The organism is Anaerosalibacter sp. Marseille-P3206 (assembly GCF_900155565.1).
Classification (GTDB): domain Bacteria; phylum Bacillota; class Clostridia; order Tissierellales; family Sporanaerobacteraceae; genus FUHM01.
The window spans coordinates 1,675,950-1,695,558 of the sequence record NZ_FUHM01000002.1 but is presented as its reverse complement, the minus strand read 5'-3'; the positions used below and the strand labels follow the sequence as shown (position 1 = coordinate 1,695,558).

General features: G+C 34.3%; 23 protein-coding genes. All 23 read right to left on the bottom strand.

Annotation, left to right across the window (positions count from 1 at the left end; genetic code table 11):
• Nucleotides 1-13 precede the first annotated feature (13 nt).
• The 23 genes from BQ9840_RS09420 to BQ9840_RS09310 all read right to left on the bottom strand — a co-directional run bounded on the left by BQ9840_RS09420 (nucleotide 14) and on the right by BQ9840_RS09310 (nucleotide 19,381).
• On the bottom strand, nucleotides 14-313 hold the full coding sequence (locus tag BQ9840_RS09420) for a rod-binding protein (RefSeq protein ID WP_143254329.1): 300 nt from the start codon (nucleotides 311-313) through the stop codon (nucleotides 14-16).
• Between the two features lie 14 nt (nucleotides 314-327).
• Complete coding sequence (gene flgG, locus BQ9840_RS09415; RefSeq protein WP_077369544.1) at nucleotides 328-1,122, bottom strand: flagellar basal-body rod protein FlgG; 795 nt, start codon at nucleotides 1,120-1,122, stop codon at nucleotides 328-330.
• A 13-nt stretch (nucleotides 1,123-1,135) separates the two neighbouring features.
• Nucleotides 1,136-2,197 (bottom strand): flagellar hook-basal body protein, encoded by a 1,062-nt coding sequence (locus BQ9840_RS09410; protein ID WP_255371028.1) that lies wholly within the window; start codon nucleotides 2,195-2,197, stop codon nucleotides 1,136-1,138.
• A gap of 58 nt (nucleotides 2,198-2,255) precedes the next feature.
• Complete coding sequence (locus BQ9840_RS09405) at nucleotides 2,256-3,278, bottom strand: rod shape-determining protein (RefSeq protein ID WP_077369543.1); 1,023 nt, start codon at nucleotides 3,276-3,278, stop codon at nucleotides 2,256-2,258.
• Nucleotides 3,279-3,446: 168 nt separating this feature from the next.
• The gene (gene spoIIID / locus BQ9840_RS09400) at nucleotides 3,447-3,701 is read right to left on the bottom strand and encodes a sporulation transcriptional regulator SpoIIID (RefSeq protein WP_077369542.1); all 255 of its coding nucleotides are present in this window, start codon (nucleotides 3,699-3,701) and stop codon (nucleotides 3,447-3,449) included.
• A 103-nt stretch (nucleotides 3,702-3,804) separates the two neighbouring features.
• Nucleotides 3,805-4,566: a M23 family metallopeptidase gene (locus BQ9840_RS09395; protein ID WP_143254328.1), complete on the bottom strand. Its 762-nt coding sequence runs from the start codon at nucleotides 4,564-4,566 to the stop codon at nucleotides 3,805-3,807.
• A gap of 88 nt (nucleotides 4,567-4,654) precedes the next feature.
• A complete protein-coding gene (spoIID, locus tag BQ9840_RS09390; RefSeq protein ID WP_077369540.1) occupies nucleotides 4,655-5,680 on the bottom strand; it encodes a stage II sporulation protein D in 1,026 nt (341 codons plus the stop codon).
• Between the two features lie 69 nt (nucleotides 5,681-5,749).
• A complete protein-coding gene (gene murA / locus BQ9840_RS09385) occupies nucleotides 5,750-7,003 on the bottom strand; it encodes a UDP-N-acetylglucosamine 1-carboxyvinyltransferase (RefSeq protein ID WP_077369539.1) in 1,254 nt (417 codons plus the stop codon).
• Nucleotides 7,004-7,030: 27 nt separating this feature from the next.
• Nucleotides 7,031-7,819 carry a YwmB family TATA-box binding protein gene (locus BQ9840_RS09380; protein ID WP_077369538.1) on the bottom strand — a complete coding sequence of 263 codons (789 nt, stop codon included), beginning with the start codon at nucleotides 7,817-7,819 and terminating at the stop codon, nucleotides 7,031-7,033.
• Nucleotides 7,820-7,963: 144 nt separating this feature from the next.
• The gene (locus BQ9840_RS09375) at nucleotides 7,964-8,380 is read right to left on the bottom strand and encodes a F0F1 ATP synthase subunit epsilon (RefSeq protein ID WP_077369537.1); all 417 of its coding nucleotides are present in this window, start codon (nucleotides 8,378-8,380) and stop codon (nucleotides 7,964-7,966) included.
• Between the two features lie 2 nt (nucleotides 8,381-8,382).
• Nucleotides 8,383-9,780 carry a F0F1 ATP synthase subunit beta gene (gene atpD, locus BQ9840_RS09370; protein WP_077369536.1) on the bottom strand — a complete coding sequence of 466 codons (1,398 nt, stop codon included), beginning with the start codon at nucleotides 9,778-9,780 and terminating at the stop codon, nucleotides 8,383-8,385.
• A gap of 19 nt (nucleotides 9,781-9,799) precedes the next feature.
• Entirely contained in the window at nucleotides 9,800-10,657 is an 858-nt protein-coding gene (atpG, locus tag BQ9840_RS09365; RefSeq protein ID WP_077369535.1) for an ATP synthase F1 subunit gamma, read from the bottom strand.
• Between the two features lie 32 nt (nucleotides 10,658-10,689).
• Nucleotides 10,690-12,198, bottom strand: a complete 1,509-nt coding sequence (gene atpA, locus BQ9840_RS09360; protein WP_077369534.1) for a F0F1 ATP synthase subunit alpha — start codon at nucleotides 12,196-12,198, stop codon at nucleotides 10,690-10,692.
• A 21-nt stretch (nucleotides 12,199-12,219) separates the two neighbouring features.
• On the bottom strand, nucleotides 12,220-12,762 hold the full coding sequence (locus tag BQ9840_RS09355; RefSeq protein WP_077369533.1) for a F0F1 ATP synthase subunit delta: 543 nt from the start codon (nucleotides 12,760-12,762) through the stop codon (nucleotides 12,220-12,222).
• Nucleotides 12,750-13,262, bottom strand: coding sequence for a F0F1 ATP synthase subunit B (locus BQ9840_RS09350; protein WP_077369532.1), 513 nt, complete (start codon nucleotides 13,260-13,262; stop codon nucleotides 12,750-12,752). The genes BQ9840_RS09355 and BQ9840_RS09350 overlap by 13 nt, the downstream gene beginning before the upstream one ends.
• A gap of 71 nt (nucleotides 13,263-13,333) precedes the next feature.
• A complete protein-coding gene (gene atpE, locus BQ9840_RS09345; RefSeq protein WP_077369531.1) occupies nucleotides 13,334-13,615 on the bottom strand; it encodes an ATP synthase F0 subunit C in 282 nt (93 codons plus the stop codon).
• Nucleotides 13,616-13,658: 43 nt separating this feature from the next.
• The gene (gene atpB, locus BQ9840_RS09340) at nucleotides 13,659-14,327 is read right to left on the bottom strand and encodes a F0F1 ATP synthase subunit A (protein WP_200804912.1); all 669 of its coding nucleotides are present in this window, start codon (nucleotides 14,325-14,327) and stop codon (nucleotides 13,659-13,661) included.
• Between the two features lie 72 nt (nucleotides 14,328-14,399).
• Nucleotides 14,400-14,792, bottom strand: a complete 393-nt coding sequence (locus BQ9840_RS09335; protein WP_077369530.1) for an ATP synthase subunit I — start codon at nucleotides 14,790-14,792, stop codon at nucleotides 14,400-14,402.
• A 4-nt stretch (nucleotides 14,793-14,796) separates the two neighbouring features.
• On the bottom strand, nucleotides 14,797-15,024 hold the full coding sequence (locus tag BQ9840_RS09330) for an AtpZ/AtpI family protein (protein WP_077369529.1): 228 nt from the start codon (nucleotides 15,022-15,024) through the stop codon (nucleotides 14,797-14,799).
• Between the two features lie 243 nt (nucleotides 15,025-15,267).
• On the bottom strand, nucleotides 15,268-16,629 hold the full coding sequence (locus BQ9840_RS09325; RefSeq protein WP_077369528.1) for a short-chain fatty acid transporter: 1,362 nt from the start codon (nucleotides 16,627-16,629) through the stop codon (nucleotides 15,268-15,270).
• 100 nt (nucleotides 16,630-16,729) lie between these two features.
• Entirely contained in the window at nucleotides 16,730-17,389 is a 660-nt protein-coding gene (locus BQ9840_RS09320) for a 3-oxoacid CoA-transferase subunit B (protein ID WP_077369527.1), read from the bottom strand.
• The gene (gene atoD, locus BQ9840_RS09315; protein WP_077369526.1) at nucleotides 17,389-18,042 is read right to left on the bottom strand and encodes an acetate CoA-transferase subunit alpha; all 654 of its coding nucleotides are present in this window, start codon (nucleotides 18,040-18,042) and stop codon (nucleotides 17,389-17,391) included. Before atoD ends, BQ9840_RS09320 begins: the two co-directional genes overlap by 1 nt.
• Nucleotides 18,043-18,202: 160 nt before the next feature.
• Nucleotides 18,203-19,381, bottom strand: coding sequence for an acetyl-CoA C-acetyltransferase (locus BQ9840_RS09310; protein WP_077369525.1), 1,179 nt, complete (start codon nucleotides 19,379-19,381; stop codon nucleotides 18,203-18,205).
• Nucleotides 19,382-19,609: the final 228 nt, after the last annotated feature.

Here is a 19,609-nt window from a genome sequence, read left to right as displayed (position 1 = left end):
TTAAACCCCCTAATTATAGATTTACATTCTGTCTTTTGAATTGATTATATAGCACTTTTGCCAAGCCAATTCCATCGCCTTTATTTGATATTTCCTTTGAAATCTCTTCATCAAACATATCTTCAAATATCTTGGTAGCAGTGCTTTTTTCTACAAATCCACCTTCAGGTATGGTTTTTCTCATTTCCTTGAGCATCATATGGATAAATACAGACTCAAAGTCTTTACACACATCCATTAGTTCTTTATCCTTTTTGTTCTCATTTGCCCCTTCTATTTTTCTTTGTGGAAGGGAAGTTGGTAATATTTCCACTTCTATCACCTCAATTATCTCTTAAGAGTGTTTATTGTCTGTAACATTTCATCTGAAGTTTGTATAGTTTTAGAATTAATCTCGTATGCTCTTTGTGCAGTTATCATCTTTACCATTTCATCAACTACTTGAACATTGGAACTTTCTAGATATCCTTGCACTAATCTACTATTCATCTCTTCAGTTTCCATAGGTATTTCTTCTCCTGAAGCAACTGTTGCACTGTAAAGGTTCATTCCTTCACTTAAAAGCCCTTCTGGATTTATAAAATCAACTACTTTTATTCTTCCAACTTCAAGTTTTTCACCATCTTCATCACAAACTGTAATATTTCCAAATTCATCAATAGTCATATCTCTAACACCAGAATCAAATACTATCTCATCATCATCTTCACTTAAAACCCTATAACCTTCTGAAGTTACTAACATACCCTCATCGCCATCTATACTCAATTTAAAACTTCCATCTCTTGTGTATTTAACTTCTCCATTTGGAAGTTCTATTGCAAAAAAGCCTGTGCCATCTATAGCTACATCAAAGGAATTGTTAGTTTCTAAAAAACTTCCTGTTTTAAAATCTTTTTTAGTTGCAATAGGCATAACTCCATGGCCTATTTCTAAATTTACCGGGCTACCTTCTTGATCAGTTAAGTTGTTTTTTTTCATTGTAGCATAAAATAAATCCTTAAACTCAGCTCTTTGACTCTTATAGCTAGTAGTGTTTACATTAGCCAAGTTGTTTGAAATAGTATCTATATTAAGCTGTTGTGCTCTCATGCCAGTAGCGGCAGTCCACATTGATCTCATTAGTACTCCTCCTCTACACTCTTCCTATTTCGTTTGATGATTTTTCAAGCATCTCATCTTGAACTCTGATAGCCTTTTGACCTGCTTCAAAATTTCTAAGTAAAGTTATCATCTCAATCATTTCCCTGATACTATCAACATTTGATTCTTCTAAATATCCTTGAATTACTTGTCCTTGGAAAGGTGTCTCTTCTGCGTTTTCAAATTCTCCGTCTTCACCTTCCACCATTTGATATAGATTATTCCCTATCTTTCTTAAATATTCCTTATTGTCCAAATCTACAATGTCCAATGTAGATACCATTCTACCATCCACTATAACTTGACCATTAGTTGATACTGAAAACTCTCCTCCATTTACAACTATAGGGCCACCATTACCTAATACTCTATATCCTTCTAGTGTTGTCAATTCTCCAATATTGTTCATAGTAAAGGAACCATCTCTAGTATAATAGATTTTCCCGTCTTCTCCTTCTATCTTAAAAAACCCACTTCCATTTAGAGCTAAATCAAATGTTCCTCCTGTTTCCAACATATTTCCTTGAGAAAAATCTGTTACAACTTTTTGAATATTGACCCCCGCACTCATAGTCCCAATAACTCTTGGTTTTGGATTGTATACTAGACCTTCAAGAAGTCCTTCAATATCTCCTCCTCCTTGAATACGGTTGCCTCCAGGACCAAGTATGTAGTTCTCTACATCTGTATTGTATTCATTTTTTTCATTTCTATAGAAGGTTTTAAGATATCCTTCATCATCTACAATAAATCTTATATCCTTAACATAGCTTGTACCATTTGCTGTCTCCACCATAAAATAACCTTTCTTAGTGTGAGCTGTATGTACTTCACCATCTGTTTCATATTGTATTTCATTGTCTTGTTGAGATCTAAAGTCTGGCCTATCATTGATCTTTGAAAGCAATACTTCTGGAAATGATTCTGCCAAAACTATGTCTTTTTTATATCCTGAGGTGTTTACATTGGCTAGATTATTTGCTATACCATCGATTCTCTTTTGATCTGCTATTAGTGAAGTAGCACTTATATAAAGCCCTCTATTCAAAATCATCACATCCTTAAATATACTCGTAAATTAATATCGACATTAATTGTGTTTTACTTTAGTATTATCTTCTTATTGATTCTGAATCTATTAAACTATTATCTAATATATCTACCCAATCCAATGATTTACCCGTTCCTATAGCTACACATTCTATAGGATCATCTGCAATCCTTGTAGGTATGCCTGTTTTTATTTGTATCAACTTATCTAATCCATATAGCAATGCTCCTCCACCAGTCATAACGATTCCTGTATTGCCAATATCTGCAGCTAGTTCTGGGGGAGTTCTTTCTAATACTGCATGTACAGTTTCTACTATTGCATTAACTGGCTCTTCTAGTGCTTCTAACATTTCATCAGAAGAAACATTTATAGTCTTTGGAAGACCTGTTACCAAGTTTCGTCCCCTTACTTCCATGTATACTTCTTTTTGTCTTCTGTAAGCTGTTCCTATATTCATTTTTAGTGCTTCAGCGCTTCTCTCACCAATCATCATATTGTGTTTTTTCCTTATATATCTAGTTATAGCATCATCACAATCATCACCAGCAATCCTAAGTGAACGGCTGACTACAATACCTCCCAGAGAAATTACCGCTACATCTGTAGTTCCTCCACCAATATCAACTATCATATTCCCATCAGGTTGAGTTATATCTATTCCAGCTCCAATAGCTGCTGCAATAGGTTCTTCTATAAGATAAGTCTTCCTTGAACCAGCTTGTATACTTGCTTCTAATACTGCTCGTCTTTCTACCTCAGTTACTCCACTAGGTACACAAACTATTATTCTAGGTTTAAATAAGGTTCTACCTATTGCCTTTTGTATAAAGTATTTGAGTAGTCTTTCTGTAACATCATAGTCTGAAATTACTCCATCTTTCAACGGTCTTATAGCTATAATATTCCCCGGCGTCCTTCCTAGCATCTTTCTTGCTTCTTCTCCAACTGCCAAAAATTTATTCGTATTCTGATCTATTGCTACCACTGAAGGTTCATTTAGCACAATACCCTTACCTTTTGCATACACAAGTATACTAGCAGTACCTAAATCTATCCCCATATCTGTTCTCAATGCAGCCATCCCTTTTTCCTCCTTTTGTTTCTTAATATGTGAAAGCAATATATACCTGTAATCATTATATCAGAAATTATAAGTGCATCATAACATTATTCTATATAATTAGGAAAATTCCTCTGTTTTTTTTAGAAAATTATGCAAAAAAGCTTAAAAGGTCCCTTAGGGACCTATTTAATCGTTGACAGCTTGATATTTCATCTTTGTAGCTTTGCCACCTCTAATATGCCTTTCAGCTTTGTTTTGTTCGAGAACACTTTTCACCATATTTGCTATAAGAGGGTTTATCTTTGGGAGTCTCTCTGTTACGTCCTTATGTACCGTACTCTTACTCACCCCAAATACACCTGCTGCTTGTCTTACAGTGGCCTTTTCACTTATTATATACTTTGCTATTTCCAAGGCTCTTTCTTCAATATAATCCTTCACTCATTATAACCCCCTTTTTACTTTTTTGGGATTTTAATCTTTTTAAATACTTATGCATTTAACTAGTCTTATAGAACTATATATTCAGTATTCTTAAAATTTACTAATATCCAGGTAAATATTCTTTTGGATCTACATTTTTCCCATTTTGTATTACTTCAAAGTGAAGATGTGGAACTTCATTTAACTCTATTCCCTTAGGATTTCCTATCCCACTTATAGGATCACCTTTTTTTACATTTAAACCTGCCTTGACCATTTCCTTTGTGGAGAGATTTGCATATTTACTAATGAGATCATTGCCGTGGTCAATTACTATTACTATTCCCCATAATTCATCTTCGTATACCTCTGTTACCGTTCCATCTGCAAAAGCCTTGACAGTTGTTCCCACTTTGCCTTCTACATCTATACCGCCATGACTAGTCCATTCTTCTAAAGTCTTTGAATATACTAAGTTTTCATTTGTAAAATCATTGATTATCTCTCCTTGAACTGGCATAGCAAAAGTCTCTATGGTTTCTGTAGTAGGAACTTTTTTCTCTTCTTGGTTTTCTTCTTCCTCTTCTATTTCTTCTTCATCAACAATATCCATTTCCTCTTCAGTTTCACTTACCTCTTCCTCTTCAGTTTCCTCTAGTTTGCCTCCCTCCATCTTAGAAATCTCTAAACTTGGCTCATTATCTTCACCTTCATCGTCTACTACTATGAAATCCTCTTCTTTTATAGGTTCATCTTCGCTTTCTAGCTTGTTCACTTTACTTCTAGATATCCATACAGATGTAGTAGCAATTATGCACACACAAATGAATAAAATAATATAAAATCCATCTTTCCCCATGATTTTTCTAAGTTTTTCTCTCATATCTCCACCTCCATTAGCTAGTATTTCCATATTTAAATATTTAATACACTTTAAAGAAAAAAATGAGAGTCGAAAAATTTCTCGACTCTCATTTATACTTTTTTACTTCTACTCCAGTATAATAATGTTCAATTATCTCTTTGTAACTACTGCCTTTCTTGCCCATGCCATTGGCGCCCCATTGGCTCATTCCAACACCATGGCCATATCCTATCGTTTCAATATCTACAATCCCAGTTCTGGGATTGTAGAGTATTTTAAAGTTTGTAGAGTTAAGCCCAAATAATTCTCTTATATCTCTTCCCTCTACTACTTGCCCATCTATAAAAATCTTTTTTACCCTTCCACTATTACTCTTTTCAATTAATTTTATCTTATCAGGGAGATTGTCTTTGTTTACATTTACTCCTGGGTATTTTCCTCTTATTTTTGATATAAACTCTGCTACACTAAATGTGAAAATCTCCTTGAACTTTGGTGCTCCCTCTTCGTCTGGACTTGTCACTGACTTTAAATAGGGGATATCACTTGCAAATACATTTATAGAATCTTCTGTCATACCTCCACTGGTGGAATGGTACAATGGCTCTATAATCTCTCCATCATAATAAATCACTTCGCCTTTTGTACTATTTACAGCTTCTTCAATCTTAGGCCAATACTTATCTACCCACTTTTTAGAGTGAATTTCTTCCAATTCCCCCAACGAAAGAAAAGCTTGACAATGGACTCCTGTACAAAGGGGAGCTGTAGGATGATCAGGATGCCCTTCCTTGAATTTCTCACTTCTATAAAGAGCATAAGTCCTACTAGCCACTGCCTGAGCCTTTAGGGCTTCTATATGAAACTCCCCAGGCATTTCAGCAGCTACAACTCCTTTTACATAGTCCTCAAGAGGGATCTTCACTACCTCTTGAGTCCTCGTATCGTACACTTTTATGTACCCGTCAAACTTATTTTCAATAAATTCTTCTTCACTTTTTTCTTCTACTTCCATATTTCTTGTCCCAGTCTTATCATCCAAAGACACTAGCTTAACAGTCTTTACAATAATTGCAGGAAGAATCACAGTTACAACTAAAATAATACTCAAGTATATCAATAACTTTTTCATCTTTTCCCCCTCACTTATCTCTTAATTGCTTAATTACATTCTATGCTAGAGAAAAAGATGTTATGTTAATTATTCTATTCTAGAAATTTTAGCACCTAATGTAGCTAATTTCTTTTCTATTCCATCATAACCTCTATCTATATGATAGATATTGTCAATAACAGTATTTCCATCTGCTACTAATCCTGCTAATATAAGTGCGGCTCCTGCTCTTAAATCTGTAGCTTTTACAGGGGCTGAGGCCAAAGTTTCCACTCCTTGAACTATTGCACTTCTTCCATCTATCTTAATATTTGCTCCCATTCTCTTCAATTCATCAACATGCATAAACCTATTTTCAAATACAGTTTCAATAATAACACTAGTTCCCTCAGTTACAGTCATCAATGCCATAAATTGAGCTTGTAAATCTGTGGGAAATCCTGGATAAGGTAGAGTCTTAATATCGATAGGTTTTAGTTGTTTGTTACCAATAACCCTTATCTTATCTCCATTTTCCCAAATCTCACAACCAGTTTCTCTTAACTTTGCAATAGCTGGCTTTATATGACTAGGTATTACATTTTCAATGATGATATCTCCACCCGTTATGGCACTAGCCACCATATAAGTCCCAGCTTCAATCCTATCTGGAATAACAGAGTGAACTGCTCCACCTAATTTCTCTACTCCTCTAATTCTAATACTGCTAGTCCCTGCGCCTTTAATATCTGCTCCCATTTTACTTAAAAAGTTAGCTAAATCCACTATTTCTGGTTCCATAGCTGCATTGTCTAGTACAGTTTCACCTTCTGCTAATGCTGCTGCCATCATGATATTTTCAGTTGCGCCAACACTAGGGAAGTCTAAATAAATCCTGTCCCCTACCAATTTTTCTGCAGAAGCTCCTACATATCCATGCTCTACATCAATATCTGCTCCCAATGCTTTAAATCCTTTTAAATGCAAATCAATAGGACGAGTGCCTATAGCACAACCACCTGGCATAGATGTTTTAGCATGTTTTAAGCGGGCTAATAATGGCCCCATGACCAAAAAAGAAGCCCTCATTTTGCTCATTAATTCATAAGGGTTTTCATATTTATCTATATTTGCTGAATTTATGACTATTTTTCCTCCGTCATATCTATTAACCTTAGCTCCCAATAAAGACAGTACTTCACAAAAAACATCTACATCTTTTAAATTTGGTACATCTTCAAGTACTATATCTTCTGTGCCTAATAGAGAAGCTGCTAAAATTGGTAATGCTGAGTTCTTTGCCCCACTAACCCTAACTGTTCCTTTCAATGGTGGACTCTTCTCTACCACTATTTTGCTCAAATGAATCTCCTCCTGTTTTTCTTTTTGTTAGTATCCAATAGCAATAATAGGTGTCCCAATCCAAATGTATGTCGCATCTTCATATTCATTATACCTCATTGCTACGTTTAAATTCATCTTTTTATTTCCTATAAATATATGCTCATTAATAAGTGGTGTATAAGCTGAAACACTTATTAAACTGTTATCATAATAGTCTTCTACTATTTTACCATTTATCTTATTAATTGTCATTGTTATTTTATCATTAATTTCATCTCTATCCAATTTTCCTTTAAAAGTACCTACTATGCAAGTGGTAATTTCCGCCTCTATTCCATTTTTCTTAAGTATTTCCCTTTTTTTCTCAATTATATCATCTATTTCCTCATATTTCTTATTTAACATCATATCCACAAAAACAGTTGTCTCCCCTTTGCCTGTTTCATCATCTTTATAAGAAGTAATAATAATGGTAATAGGAGAACCTATTTCATCTATTCCCAAGATAGTATATTGATTAAAATTTTCTTGAGTTATGGTCTTTTCTATATAACCCTTTGATTTTTCATCTATTTCCTCTGTATTAGCATTTAGTTTTTCTCCCACTATTCCCATTTGATCTTTTAATCCAAGCCCAAATATATTTATATCCCTAATACCCATAAATGAATCATTTAATTTTCCCCCATAGTTAATATCCATTTGATGAAACTCAGCTCCTATGTTCTCTGTCATTTCAATCAATAGATTTTCATTTTTACTTTCACTCCCACTACAACTTGAAAACGCAAATAAGATTAAAATAAAACCAGTTAAAAACGCTACTCTTTTCATTTCCCTACCTCCTTAGAATATTGGAGGAAAAGGTACTATGTAAAAAATGTAAAGGGGGACAAAACATTTTTACAAAATAAAGGTACCCTTTCCTCATGGTAAGAGTATTGCCATGAAAGGGTACCTTTTATACATTGTATTCAATTATTTGTTTCTTCCCGATTTTAAATCTGCAACATCAAGTCTGTTGATTGCTCTTTTAAGAGCCATTTCTGCTCTGGCCACATCAAGACCATCAGATCTTTTTTTAAGCCTTTCTTCAGCTCTTTTCTTAGCTTCCTCTGCCCTTTTTATATCTATTTCTTCAGGCCATTCTGCGGAATCTATAATAATAGTAGTTCCTTCATCTGTTACTTTTATATAGCCACTGGATACAGCTGCAATCTTTTCTTCATTGTCAATTTCGACTTTTATTTTTCCTATCTTTAATGGTGTAACTAGGGGAGCTCTATTTTTAAGAACTGCCAAATCCCCTTCTGTACCTCTCACAATGACCATATCCACTTCACCTGAAAAAAACATTCTATCAGGAGTTACAATCTCAAGAGGAAATTTAGCCATGTTTAACCCTCCATCCCCTTAGCTTTTTCTATTGCTTCTTCGATAGTTCCTACCATATAAAAAGCTTGCTCTGGTAAGTCATCATGTTTTCCATCAAGGATTTCCTTAAATCCTCTTACCGTTTCCCTGATAGGTACATATTTTCCTTCTATTCCGGTAAACGGTTCAGCTACATGGAATGGTTGTGAAAGGAATTTTTGAATCTTCCTTGCACGAGCAACTGTTAATTTGTCATCATCAGAAAGTTCATCTATACCAAGTATTGCAATTATATCTTGAAGATCCTTATACCTTTGCAATAATTCTTGTACTCTACGTGCTACTTCATAATGCTCTTTTCCCACAACTTCTGGGTCTAATATCCTTGATGTGGAATCTAGTGGATCCACTGCAGGATAAATACCTAATTCAACCAACTGACGAGAAAGTACAGTTGTTGCATCCAAATGTGCAAAAGTTGTTGCTGGAGCTGGGTCTGTCAAGTCATCAGCTGGTACATATACAGCTTGAACTGATGTTATGGAACCTTTCTTTGTAGAAGTAATTCTCTCTTGCAATTGTCCCATTTCAGTAGCCAATGTTGGTTGATAACCTACCGCACTAGGCATTCTTCCTAATAGTGCTGATACCTCTGAACCAGCTTGTGTAAATCTAAATATATTGTCAATAAAAAGTAATACGTCTTGGTGTTCTTGATCTCTAAAGTACTCAGCCATAGTTAAGCCTGTTAGAGCTACTCTCATTCTAGATCCTGGTGGCTCATTCATCTGACCAAATACTAAAGCAGTTTTATCTATTACTCCAGAATCAGCCATTTCATAATACAAATCATTTCCTTCTCTAGTTCTTTCTCCAACGCCTGTAAAAACAGACAATCCACCATGCTGTGTAGCAATATTATTTATTAGCTCTTGTATAAGTACTGTCTTTCCTACTCCAGCACCACCAAATAGTCCTATCTTTCCACCTCTTGAATAAGGAGCAATAAGGTCTACTACTTTTATTCCAGTTTCAAATATTTCCTTTGTAGTCTCCTGTTCTTCAAAAGTTGGAGCTGGTCTATGAATTGGAGAATAGTGTTTTGTCTTTACTTTTCCCTTTTCATCTATAGGTTCTCCCAATACATTGAAAAGTCTTCCTAAGGTTTCTCTTCCTACAGGAACTTTTATAGCTTCTTTTGTATCTACAGCTTCCATTCCTCTTACAAGTCCATCAGTTGAACCCATGGCTATACATCTTACTGTGTCATCTCCTATATGTTGAGCTACTTCGACAATTAACTTAGTACCATGGTTATCAATCTCTATGGCATTTAAAAGGTTTGGAAGGTTTTCATCACTAAATCTAATATCTACAACAGGTCCAATTACCTGAACTATTTTTCCAACATTTTTGTCCATATCCACACTCCTTTCTCTCTTACTTGAGAGCTTCTGCTCCAGCTACAATCTCAGACAATTCGCTGGTTATAGCAGCTTGACGAGCCCTGTTAAAGCTTAAAGTCAATTCATCAATCATCTCTTCAGCATTATCCGTAGCTGATTCCATAGCTGTTCTTCTAGCTCCTTGCTCACTACAGGATGACTCGATCAATGCACCATAAATAGTACTTTCAATATATTTAGGAATAAGGTAGCTGAGTACTTCTTCTGGAGATGGTTCGTAATCAACTACACTTGTTTTTACTTTTTCTACTTCTTTCATATTTTCATTAGGAAGGAGTTTAATAAGCTTTGATTCTTGGGAAATAGTGGAGATAAAAGTTGTGCTAACTAACTTTACCTCATCTACTTCCTTATTTTTATAGAGATCCATAACCATCTTACCTATCTTTTGAGCATCACTAAAATATGGTTCCTCAGTTATGCCAACAAACTCCCCTACCACATTGTATCCTCTTCTCTTGAAATAGTCTCTTCCCTTATATCCTATTACAATCAAAAGAGCCTCATCCTTCTTATTCCTTATCTCATTTTCCACAAGCCTTATGATATTGGAATTGTATCCACCTGCCAATCCTCTATCAGCTGTGATAACTACATATAGAGATTTTTTAACTTCTCTTACCTCTAAGAAAGGATGATGTATATTTTTTGTAGTTGAAAGTATTTCATTTATACTATCATAGACTGTATTGAAATAAGGTCTAGTTTTTTCAAGCTTTTCCCTTGCCTTCCTAAGCTTTGCAGAAGAAACTAGTTCCATGGCCTTTGTTATTTGTTTTGTATTGGTAATACCTTTGATACGTCTTTTTATATCTCTTGTTGATTCAGCCAAAATTTCACCTCCTGCTACCTAACTTAATGGGATTATTGTAGGTAACTCTCCCTAAATTCTTCAATAGCAGCTTTAAGTGCTTTTTCATTTTCTTCAGTTAAATCCTTTGTATCTACAATATTCTTCAATATCTCTGGATGATTATTGTCCATAAAGACAATAAAATCACGTTCAAATTCATTTACCTTTTCAACAGGTATATCAGATAAGAATTTGTTTGTAACAGCATATAGTATAACAACCTGATGCTCTACTTTTACAGGAGAGTATTGAGGCTGTTTAAGTATTTCCATCATTCGCTCACCTTGATGTAATCTTTCCTTAGTATCCTTATCTAGTTCTGAACCAAATTGAGCAAAAGCTGCCAACTCTCTATATTGAGCCAAGTCAAGTTTAAGCTTTCCAGCAACCTTTTTCATGGCCTTAATTTGAGCAGCACCGCCAACCCTAGATACAGATAATCCTGTATTTATAGCTGGTCTTTGTCCTGAGAAGAATAGATCTGTCTCAAGGAAAATTTGCCCATCAGTAATTGAAATAACATTAGTAGGAATATATGCTGAGATATCTCCCGCCAAAGTTTCGATAATTGGTAGGGCCGTAATAGATCCACCACCATATTTTTTGTCTAATTTTGCACTTCTTTCAAGAAGTCTTGAGTGAAGATAGAAAACATCTCCAGGGAAAGCTTCACGTCCTGGTGGTCTACGAAGTAATAATGACATGGCTCTGTATGCAATAGCATGCTTAGACAAGTCATCATATATAATGAGGACATCTTTGCCTTTAGCCATGAACTCTTCTCCTATAGTTACACCAGAATAAGGTGCAATATATTGTAATGGAGCCAATTCACTAGCTGTTGCTGAAACTACAATAGTGTAATCCATAGCGCCATTTTTTTCTAATACGTCAACTATTTGAGCTACTGTACTTCTCTTTTGTCCAATAGCAACATAAATACATATTACATCTTGATCTGCTTGGTTGATGATTGTATCTATTCCAATTGCTGTTTTTCCTGTTTGTCTATCCCCAATGATTAACTCCCTTTGACCTCTACCAATAGGGAACATTGAGTCAATAGCCTTTATTCCAGTTTGTAATGGTTCTGAAACGCTCTTTCTTGTGATAACTCCTGGAGCGATTTTTTCAATAGATCTAAACTCTTTAGCATTTATAGGTCCTTTTCCATCGATAGGTTGACCTAGAGCATTTACTACTCTTCCTATCATTACATCTCCTACAGGAACTTCAACTATTCTTTCAGTCCTCTTAACTGTATCTCCCTCTTTAATATCTCTATCGGAACCTAATAGTACGCAACCAACATTGTCTTCCTCAAGGTTTAGTGCCATACCATATACACCACCAGGGAATTCTATAAGTTCCCCAGCCATACAGCCTTCAAGACCATGGATTCTAGCTATTCCATCACCAACTTGGATAACAGTTCCCACATCAACCATCTGAAGTTTCTTATCATATCTTTTAATTTGTTCCTTTATAACTGAACTTATCTCTTCTGGTCTTAGTTCCATTAGTTTATCACCTCTACTTCCTTATACTCTCATGGCTTTTAAGTTCTTCATCATAGAATCCAATTGTCCCTTAATTGAGCCATCGATTACTTTGTTATCAACTTTAAGCATCACACCACCTATGATACTCTCATCTATAACATTTTTAAGTTGTACATCCTTATTTAACTTCTTTGTCAATGTAGTTTTAAGTTTTTCCTCTTCTGCTTTCCCAATAGGAACAGCAGTTACAACAGTTGCTAGTACTATGTTTTTCTCTTCATTGTATAGAAAATCATAGTACTCAGATATTTCTTTTATATATCTTTCTCTTCTCTTATCAATGATCACATATAAGAAATTCAACATCTCCTGAGAGATATTTTTCTTAAACAAACTATCTAATAGTTCCTTTTTTTCATTGTTTGTTACTTTTGGATGAGTAAGAACCATTTCAATTTTTGGTTCCGCATCAAGTACATTGGACACATAATTTATCTCTTCTTTAAACTGTTCCAATTTTTCCAATTCCAAACCAGTTTCAAATAGGGCTAAAGCATATCTCTTACTGACTAATTTTGCCATTTTTCTGTACCTACCTCATTAACAAACTTGTTAATCAAGTCACCTTGCATATTTGCATCTATATTTTTTTCTATAACTTTTTCTGCTATTAGGACAGCCATCTCTCCAGCTTGAAGTTTTATTTCTTCTAAAGCCTTTTCTTTTTCTCTTTCTATTTCTGTTCTAGCTTTTTTTAGTATTCCATCAGCTTCTGTTCTTGCTTCAGCTACTATACTCTCTTTTATTTCTTCTCCACGCTTTCTAGATTTTTCTATTATTTCCTGTCCTTCAGCTTTAGCGCTGCTTATTCTCTCTTCATAGTCAGATTTCAATTGAATAGCTTCACCTTTTAAAGCTTTAGCTCCATCTATATCATTTTGAATTTTTTCACTTCTATCATTCATAAATTTAGTAACAGGTTTGTATAGAAAATGTTTCAGTATAAAATACAATATAATTGTAGATGCCCATTGCAATATCATTGAAGAAAGTTCTGGTAGTACTCTTACATCAAATTCCATTTACTGGACCTCCTTTTCCCGAAGGTTATTCTAAGAAATGGTGGTATGGGTTTTCCCATCCACCACGTCTATTATAATAGGTTCAAATAAGCTGTTAGTAGTGGTCTTACGAATAGTAGTATAATAGCTATAACTAATCCGTAAATACCTGTAGTCTCTGCAACGGCTTGACCTAAAAGCATAGTTCTAACAATATCACCTTGTGCTTCTGGTTGTCTTCCTACTGCTTCTGCAGCTCTAGCTGCAGCATGACCTTGCCCAATTCCAGGTCCTATACCTGCTATCATAGCAAGACCTGCTCCTATTGCTGAACATCCCAAAATAAAAGCTTCACTAGTTATTCCTTCTAACATGTTATTTTCCTCCTCCCAGTTTTTAAAAGTTTTAATTTAGTTATTATTCCATGGCACTAGAAATAAATATCATAGTGAGCATGGCAAAAATAAATGTTTGTAATAAACCTGAAAAAACATCAAAATATCCATGAAGTACAGGCGTAATTATTGGTGCAAAATATCCCAATGCACTATACAATAGTCCCATAATAATAACTCCACTTAGTATGTTACCAAATAAACGGAAAGATAATGATACAGGGTTTGCCAACTCTCCAATGACATTTAGCGGAGTTAAAAATGCAGGATCTGCAAAACTCTTGAAATAGCCTAAAAAACCTAATGACTTAAATCTAAATATTTGAGTTAATGTAAATGTAATTAAGGCTAAACTAAGCGTAACACTATAGTCAGAAGTTGGAGGTGTAAACCCTAACAAGCCAAATAAATTGGCTACTGCTAAATAAAGAATCAAGGTTGTAATATATGGTGCAAAGAACATATTTTTAAGTCCCATAGTGTCCTTAACTAATCCATTTATTGTTCCAACTACTGCTTCCATAAAATTCAATAATCCAGAAGGCTTATCATCTAATTTAGCTTTCTTGATTTTTGAATTGACCACTATTGCAAATATCGATAATATGATAACTATTATAAAACTATTGACAATAGAGTCTGGAATTAAAATATCTTTCCCAAATAACTTCATAGCTATTTCTATTTTCAAAATATTTACCTCCTTTCTCTAGACTATTGTAGTAACTATGTATAAAAATATATACTTCCACGTGCTAATATATTAATTTGCTTTTCTTTTAAAGCACTCTTTTATATTATCATAAATAGCACCGGAAAGTATAACAATTTTTATCATAAAGAGTCCTAAAATTGTAGTAAATAAATTTAAATAATCTGCTACTGCAGCTACAAATAGCACTATAAAATATATTAAATATCTTAAAAAATAATTTCTAACAGTATAACCATAAGCCCTAGACGAATCCATATGAACTGCCCTTTTTGTAGTAATTCCCATAAGTATAAAAGACAATACACTAATACTAGAACCAAATATCATACCTAAAATATAATTTTTAGCATCTTTTATGAATATAGCTAAGAGTCCAACAATAACTATACTAATTGCGATAGTCAACTTAATAATTTTTGAAATCACCTTATCTCCTAGCATATTATCACTCCTTTTTGTCAGGATTTTTAGGCCCTAATTTAAACAAATTTAAAAATCCAGCTAGTGTGCCTATTATAATAAACACTATAGAAAATATCATATCAGTATGAAATTTCCTATCCAACCAATTTCCCAAATATGCTCCTAATATGATTGGCGTAACTATAGAAAGGCCTACTTGTGTGATATATGCAAGACCTATAAGCATATTTTTATTATCTTTCTTTTTCAAAATACACCTCTCCAAATTTAAATTTGTACATATATAGAATATATACTACTTCTAAATTTTTTTCAATATAAGTGCTTAGTATTATATTTTTAGTATGTCACTTTTTTTACCCAAATAATCAATATATAATCGAATTTGTTTATTTAATTGTACCATAGTAAGATGCAAAAAAGGCAACTTGAAATCAAGTTGCCTTTACTAATTTTTTAATAAAACTATAATTTATTGTGTCTTTGTAAAATTTTATAAAAATAAAAATCCTAATATTATTATTATACCTGACCAAATCAAGTCAATTAAACAGAATCCCATTATGTCTCTTGCTCCAAGTCCTGCAATACCTAATGCTGGTAATGCCCAGAATGGTTGAATCATGTTGGTCCAAGCATCTCCCCATGCAATAGCCATAGCAGTCTTTGCTGCTGGAACACCTAATGCTGCTCCTGCTGGCATCATGATTGGAGCTTGCACTGCCCATTGTCCTCCACCAGATGGCACGAAGAAGTTTACAATTCCTGCACTTAAGAAAGTCCAAAGTGGGAATGTCCTTGGTGTTGAAATACTTACAAACCAATGAGATATTAGAGAAGCAAGACTAGCTCCATCTGCATTTTTACCAACCATCATACCCATGATACCTGCATAGAATGGGAATTGAAGTATGATTCCTCCAGCACCCTTTACAGCTTCTCCAACAGCAGCTATAAATCTTCTAGGAGTTTGATGGAATAGTATCCCAAGTATTAAGAATATAAAGTTTACAATATTTAAGTTTAAGTCAAATCCCTTAGTTGAAAAATAATATACGATATAAATCAATCCAAAAATTCCTGTTATCAAAGATATAATTTTACTATTTTCAATTCTATCTGCTGGTGTTTCATTAACTTCAATTGTAGCAGCTTCTTCTTCTTGTTTATTGTTCATCTTAAGAAGTTCTGGATCTATAGCAACAACATCGCTTCCTTGAGGATGCATTGCTTTGTTGATAAGTGGTAATGTAAGAATAATTGCGAAAGAAATAATTAAATTAAATGGTGCAAAAATAGTTTGTGTTGTAGGTATTGCTTCAGTTACAGCTCCTGCTGTCATAGTTTGCAAATCTGCTGTACTAGTTGAAAGTGTAAGTGGGATAGATGCCGATATACCAGCGTGCCATACTAAGAAACCAGAATATGCACTGGCAATCAAAAGCCTGTAGTCAACATCTCTTATTTGTCTAGCTAATTCCATAGCATATAATGCACCTATTACAAGTCCAAATCCCCAGTTGATCCAACAAGCCAATGCTGAAACAAGAGAAACTGCAAATATAGCTTGGGTTGGTGTTTTAGCTAAACTGGCCGCACTCCTAAGACCTTTTTTAACTGGTTTTGAAAGTGCTAATGTATGACCGGTTACAAGTACTAATGCCATTTGCATTGAAAATGCTAACAAACTCCAAAAACCTTCTCCCCAATGGACAATCATATCTAGTGGCCCTTGATGGGTGAATATAATCCCTAGTATAAATGTTAGGATAGTTAAGAAAATTGCGAATATAAATGCATCAGGTAGAAATTTTTGTACTAGTGCAACACATCCATTAGTAAATTTCTTAAACATTTTAATCCCCCTTTAATTAAACTTGTTAATAATATAACAAATTGAAATATTTTTTAAGTAGCACCTAGGAAATCCCTAGATGCTACTTATTGTAGCCTAATTATATTTCCATTTTCTTTAAATCATCTGCTACAGTAAATTCTGCTTCTGTAGCATTTTTAACATCTTCTACAGTATATTCTGGATTTATCTCAGTTAGTACTAATCCATTGTCAGTTACTTCCATTACGCCCATTTCAGTGATGATTAAGTCTACTTCACCAGCTGCTGTAAGTGGAAGATTACATTCTTTTAATATCTTTGGATTTCCTTTAACAGTATGTTCCATTGCAACTATAACTTTCTTAGCTCCTACAACTAAATCCATAGCTCCGCCCATTCCTGGTACCATCTTTCCAGGAATCATCCAGTTAGCTAGATTTCCCTTTTGGTCTACTTGTAATGCTCCTAATACAGTTGCATCAACATGTCCGCCACGAATAATTCCAAAGGATGTAGCACTATCAAAGAACATTCCGCCTTCTTTTATAGTTACATATTGACCACCAGCATTTACTATGTCTTTATCTTCTTTTCCTTCTTCAGGAGCTGGTCCTAATCCTACAAAACCATTTTCTGATTGGAAAGTAACATCCATATCTTCTGGAACATAATTAGCAACTAGAGTTGGTAAACCAATACCTAGGTTTATTACGTCCCCATCTTTCAATTCCTGTGCAACCCTTTTAGCAATGAACTCTTTTATTTGTTTCTTATCCATTACTTGTCACCTCCAACAATGTAATCAACAAATAATCCTGGAGTCACTACATCATTTTGATCTATTTCTCCAACTTCAACTATGTTTTCAGCTTCAACTATTACTAAATCCGCAGCTGTTGCCATTAGTGTATTGAAGTTTCTAGTAGCTCCTCTATAAACAACATTACCCTTCTTGTCCACTTTGTGACCTAGGATTAATGCCACATCTGCTTTTAGTGGTAGTTCTAATAAGTAAGTTTTTCCATCGATCTCTATCTTTTGTTTGCCTTCTTCAATAACTGTACCTACACCAGTTGGAGTCAATACTCCACCAAGACCTGCTCCTGCCGCTCTTATTCTTTCTGCAAGTGTACCTTGAGGGATTAAAGTTACATCCATTTCTCCTTCTGTCATTTGTCTTCCAGTTTCTTTGTTTGTTCCAATATGAGAAGCATATAGCTTTTTGATTTGTTTGTTAACTACCAATTTTCCTGAACCAATATCAACGAATCCTGTATCATTACAAATTAATGTTAAATCTTTAACTCCTTTTTCTACCAATGCATCAACAAGTTTGTGAGGAGTTCCACAACCTAAGAAGCCACCAATCATGATTGTCATACCATCTTTAATGTGACCAATAGCTTCATCAATAGTTACAACCTTATTCATAATATACACCTCCGTTTTTTTCAGCTTACAACTTTATTATACCACTTGTTAATATTTTTTCAATGTTTTTTTCTGAATTATTCCCCTTTTGTAAAAATTTTATTAACTAAACTAGGATACAAACCCTAAATTGTATCCTAGTGATTATTTTGATTTTTAATTATCTTCTAACTATTAGTGCTATACCTTGGCCTCCACCAATACATAGTGTAGCTAAACCTTGATGTGCATCTCTCTTTGCCATTTCATATAGTAGTGTAACTAATATTCTGGCACCAGATGCTCCTATTGGATGACCTAGAGCAATAGCTCCACCATTTACATTAGTCTTTTCAGGATCTAAACCTAATTCCTTAACTACCGCCAATGATTGGGCAGCAAAAGCTTCATTTGCTTCTACTAAATCTATATCATCAATAGTTAAATTAGCTTTTAGAAGTGCTTTTCTTGAAGATGGTATTGGACCAGTTCCCATTAAACTTGGTTCAACTCCTGCTGAAGCATAGGAAACTATAGTTGCAAGTGGTTTTATTCCCAATTCATCTGCTTTTTCTTTTGACATGATTACAAGTGCTGCAGCACCGTCATTTATTCCAGAGGCATTACCAGCAGTTACGGTTCCATCTTTTTTGAAAGCAGGTCTTAACTTAGCCATTCCTTCTATTGTAGAACCAAATCTTGGATGTTCATCTGTATCCACTATGATTGGATCTTTCTTTCTCTGTGGAACTTCTATTGGCACTATTTCATCTTTAAATCTTCCACTTTTTATAGCTTCCTCAGCTCTAAGTTGACTTTGTAGTGAGAATTCATCTTGTTCTTCTCTAGTTAAATTCCATTTTTCCGCTACATTTTCGGCAGTAATACCCATATGATAATCATTGAAAATATCCCAAAGTCCATCATGTATCATATAGTCAACTAATTTTCCATCGCCCATTCTTTGGCCCCATCTTGCGTCATTAAGTATATATGGAGCTCGGCTCATGTTTTCTGTTCCTCCAGCTACAATTATGTCAGATTCCCCAGCTAATATAGCTTGAGCTGCTAGAGCTACAGTTTTAAGTCCTGAACCACATACCTTGTTTACAGTAAAAGATGGTACTTCTATAGGGATACCTGCAGCAACAGATACTTGTCTGGCTACGTTTTGACCTAAACCAGCTTGCAGTACATTTCCAAATATAAGTTCTTCAACTTGATTTGCTTCTATACCTGCTCTTTTTATTGCTTCTTTTACAGCAGCTGTTCCTAAATCAACAGCTGAAACATTTTTAAAGCTTCCACCAAATGTTCCAATAGGTGTTCTAACTGCACTAGCAATAACAACTTCTCTCATAGTAAATACCTCCCATTTATTTGTTTTTAATTTTATTAACAGCTTTCGAGTATCACTATACTATCTAATGCAAGTTTAGTGCCAATTGTTTAGTACTATGTATTAAATATGATTTGTTAATAATTAAACAAACATCGTTATATATTTAACTCATTCTGATAATATTTTAACATATATTTATACTAAAAGCTAGTACTTATTATAAATAAAAAAGGCTTCCTTATAATA

Bases quoted from the DNA above. Each gene is read 5' to 3' on its own strand.
- flgG (WP_077369544.1), bottom strand. From the start codon at position 1,122: ATGAGATCAATGTGGACTGCCGCTACTGGCATGAGAGCACAACAGCTT.
- BQ9840_RS09410 (WP_255371028.1), bottom strand. From the start codon at position 2,197: ATGATTTTGAATAGAGGGCTTTATATAAGTGCTACTTCACTAATAGCA.
- BQ9840_RS09405 (WP_077369543.1), bottom strand. From the start codon at position 3,278: ATGGCTGCATTGAGAACAGATATGGGGATAGATTTAGGTACTGCTAGT.
- BQ9840_RS09395 (WP_143254328.1), bottom strand. From the start codon at position 4,566: ATGAGAGAAAAACTTAGAAAAATCATGGGGAAAGATGGATTTTATATT.
- spoIID (WP_077369540.1), bottom strand. From the start codon at position 5,680: ATGAAAAAGTTATTGATATACTTGAGTATTATTTTAGTTGTAACTGTG.
- BQ9840_RS09380 (WP_077369538.1), bottom strand. From the start codon at position 7,819: ATGAAAAGAGTAGCGTTTTTAACTGGTTTTATTTTAATCTTATTTGCG.
- BQ9840_RS09375 (WP_077369537.1), bottom strand. From the start codon at position 8,380: ATGGCTAAATTTCCTCTTGAGATTGTAACTCCTGATAGAATGTTTTTT.
- atpD (WP_077369536.1), bottom strand. From the start codon at position 9,780: ATGGACAAAAATGTTGGAAAAATAGTTCAGGTAATTGGACCTGTTGTA.
- atpA (WP_077369534.1), bottom strand. From the start codon at position 12,198: ATGGAACTAAGACCAGAAGAGATAAGTTCAGTTATAAAGGAACAAATT.
- BQ9840_RS09355 (WP_077369533.1), bottom strand. From the start codon at position 12,762: ATGGCAAAATTAGTCAGTAAGAGATATGCTTTAGCCCTATTTGAAACT.
- BQ9840_RS09350 (WP_077369532.1), bottom strand. From the start codon at position 13,262: ATGGAATTTGATGTAAGAGTACTACCAGAACTTTCTTCAATGATATTG.
- atpE (WP_077369531.1), bottom strand. From the start codon at position 13,615: ATGTTAGAAGGAATAACTAGTGAAGCTTTTATTTTGGGATGTTCAGCA.
- BQ9840_RS09335 (WP_077369530.1), bottom strand. From the start codon at position 14,792: ATGCTAGGAGATAAGGTGATTTCAAAAATTATTAAGTTGACTATCGCA.
- BQ9840_RS09325 (WP_077369528.1), bottom strand. From the start codon at position 16,629: ATGTTTAAGAAATTTACTAATGGATGTGTTGCACTAGTACAAAAATTT.
- BQ9840_RS09320 (WP_077369527.1), bottom strand. From the start codon at position 17,389: ATGGATAAGAAACAAATAAAAGAGTTCATTGCTAAAAGGGTTGCACAG.
- atoD (WP_077369526.1), bottom strand. From the start codon at position 18,042: ATGAATAAGGTTGTAACTATTGATGAAGCTATTGGTCACATTAAAGAT.
- BQ9840_RS09310 (WP_077369525.1), bottom strand. From the start codon at position 19,381: ATGAGAGAAGTTGTTATTGCTAGTGCAGTTAGAACACCTATTGGAACA.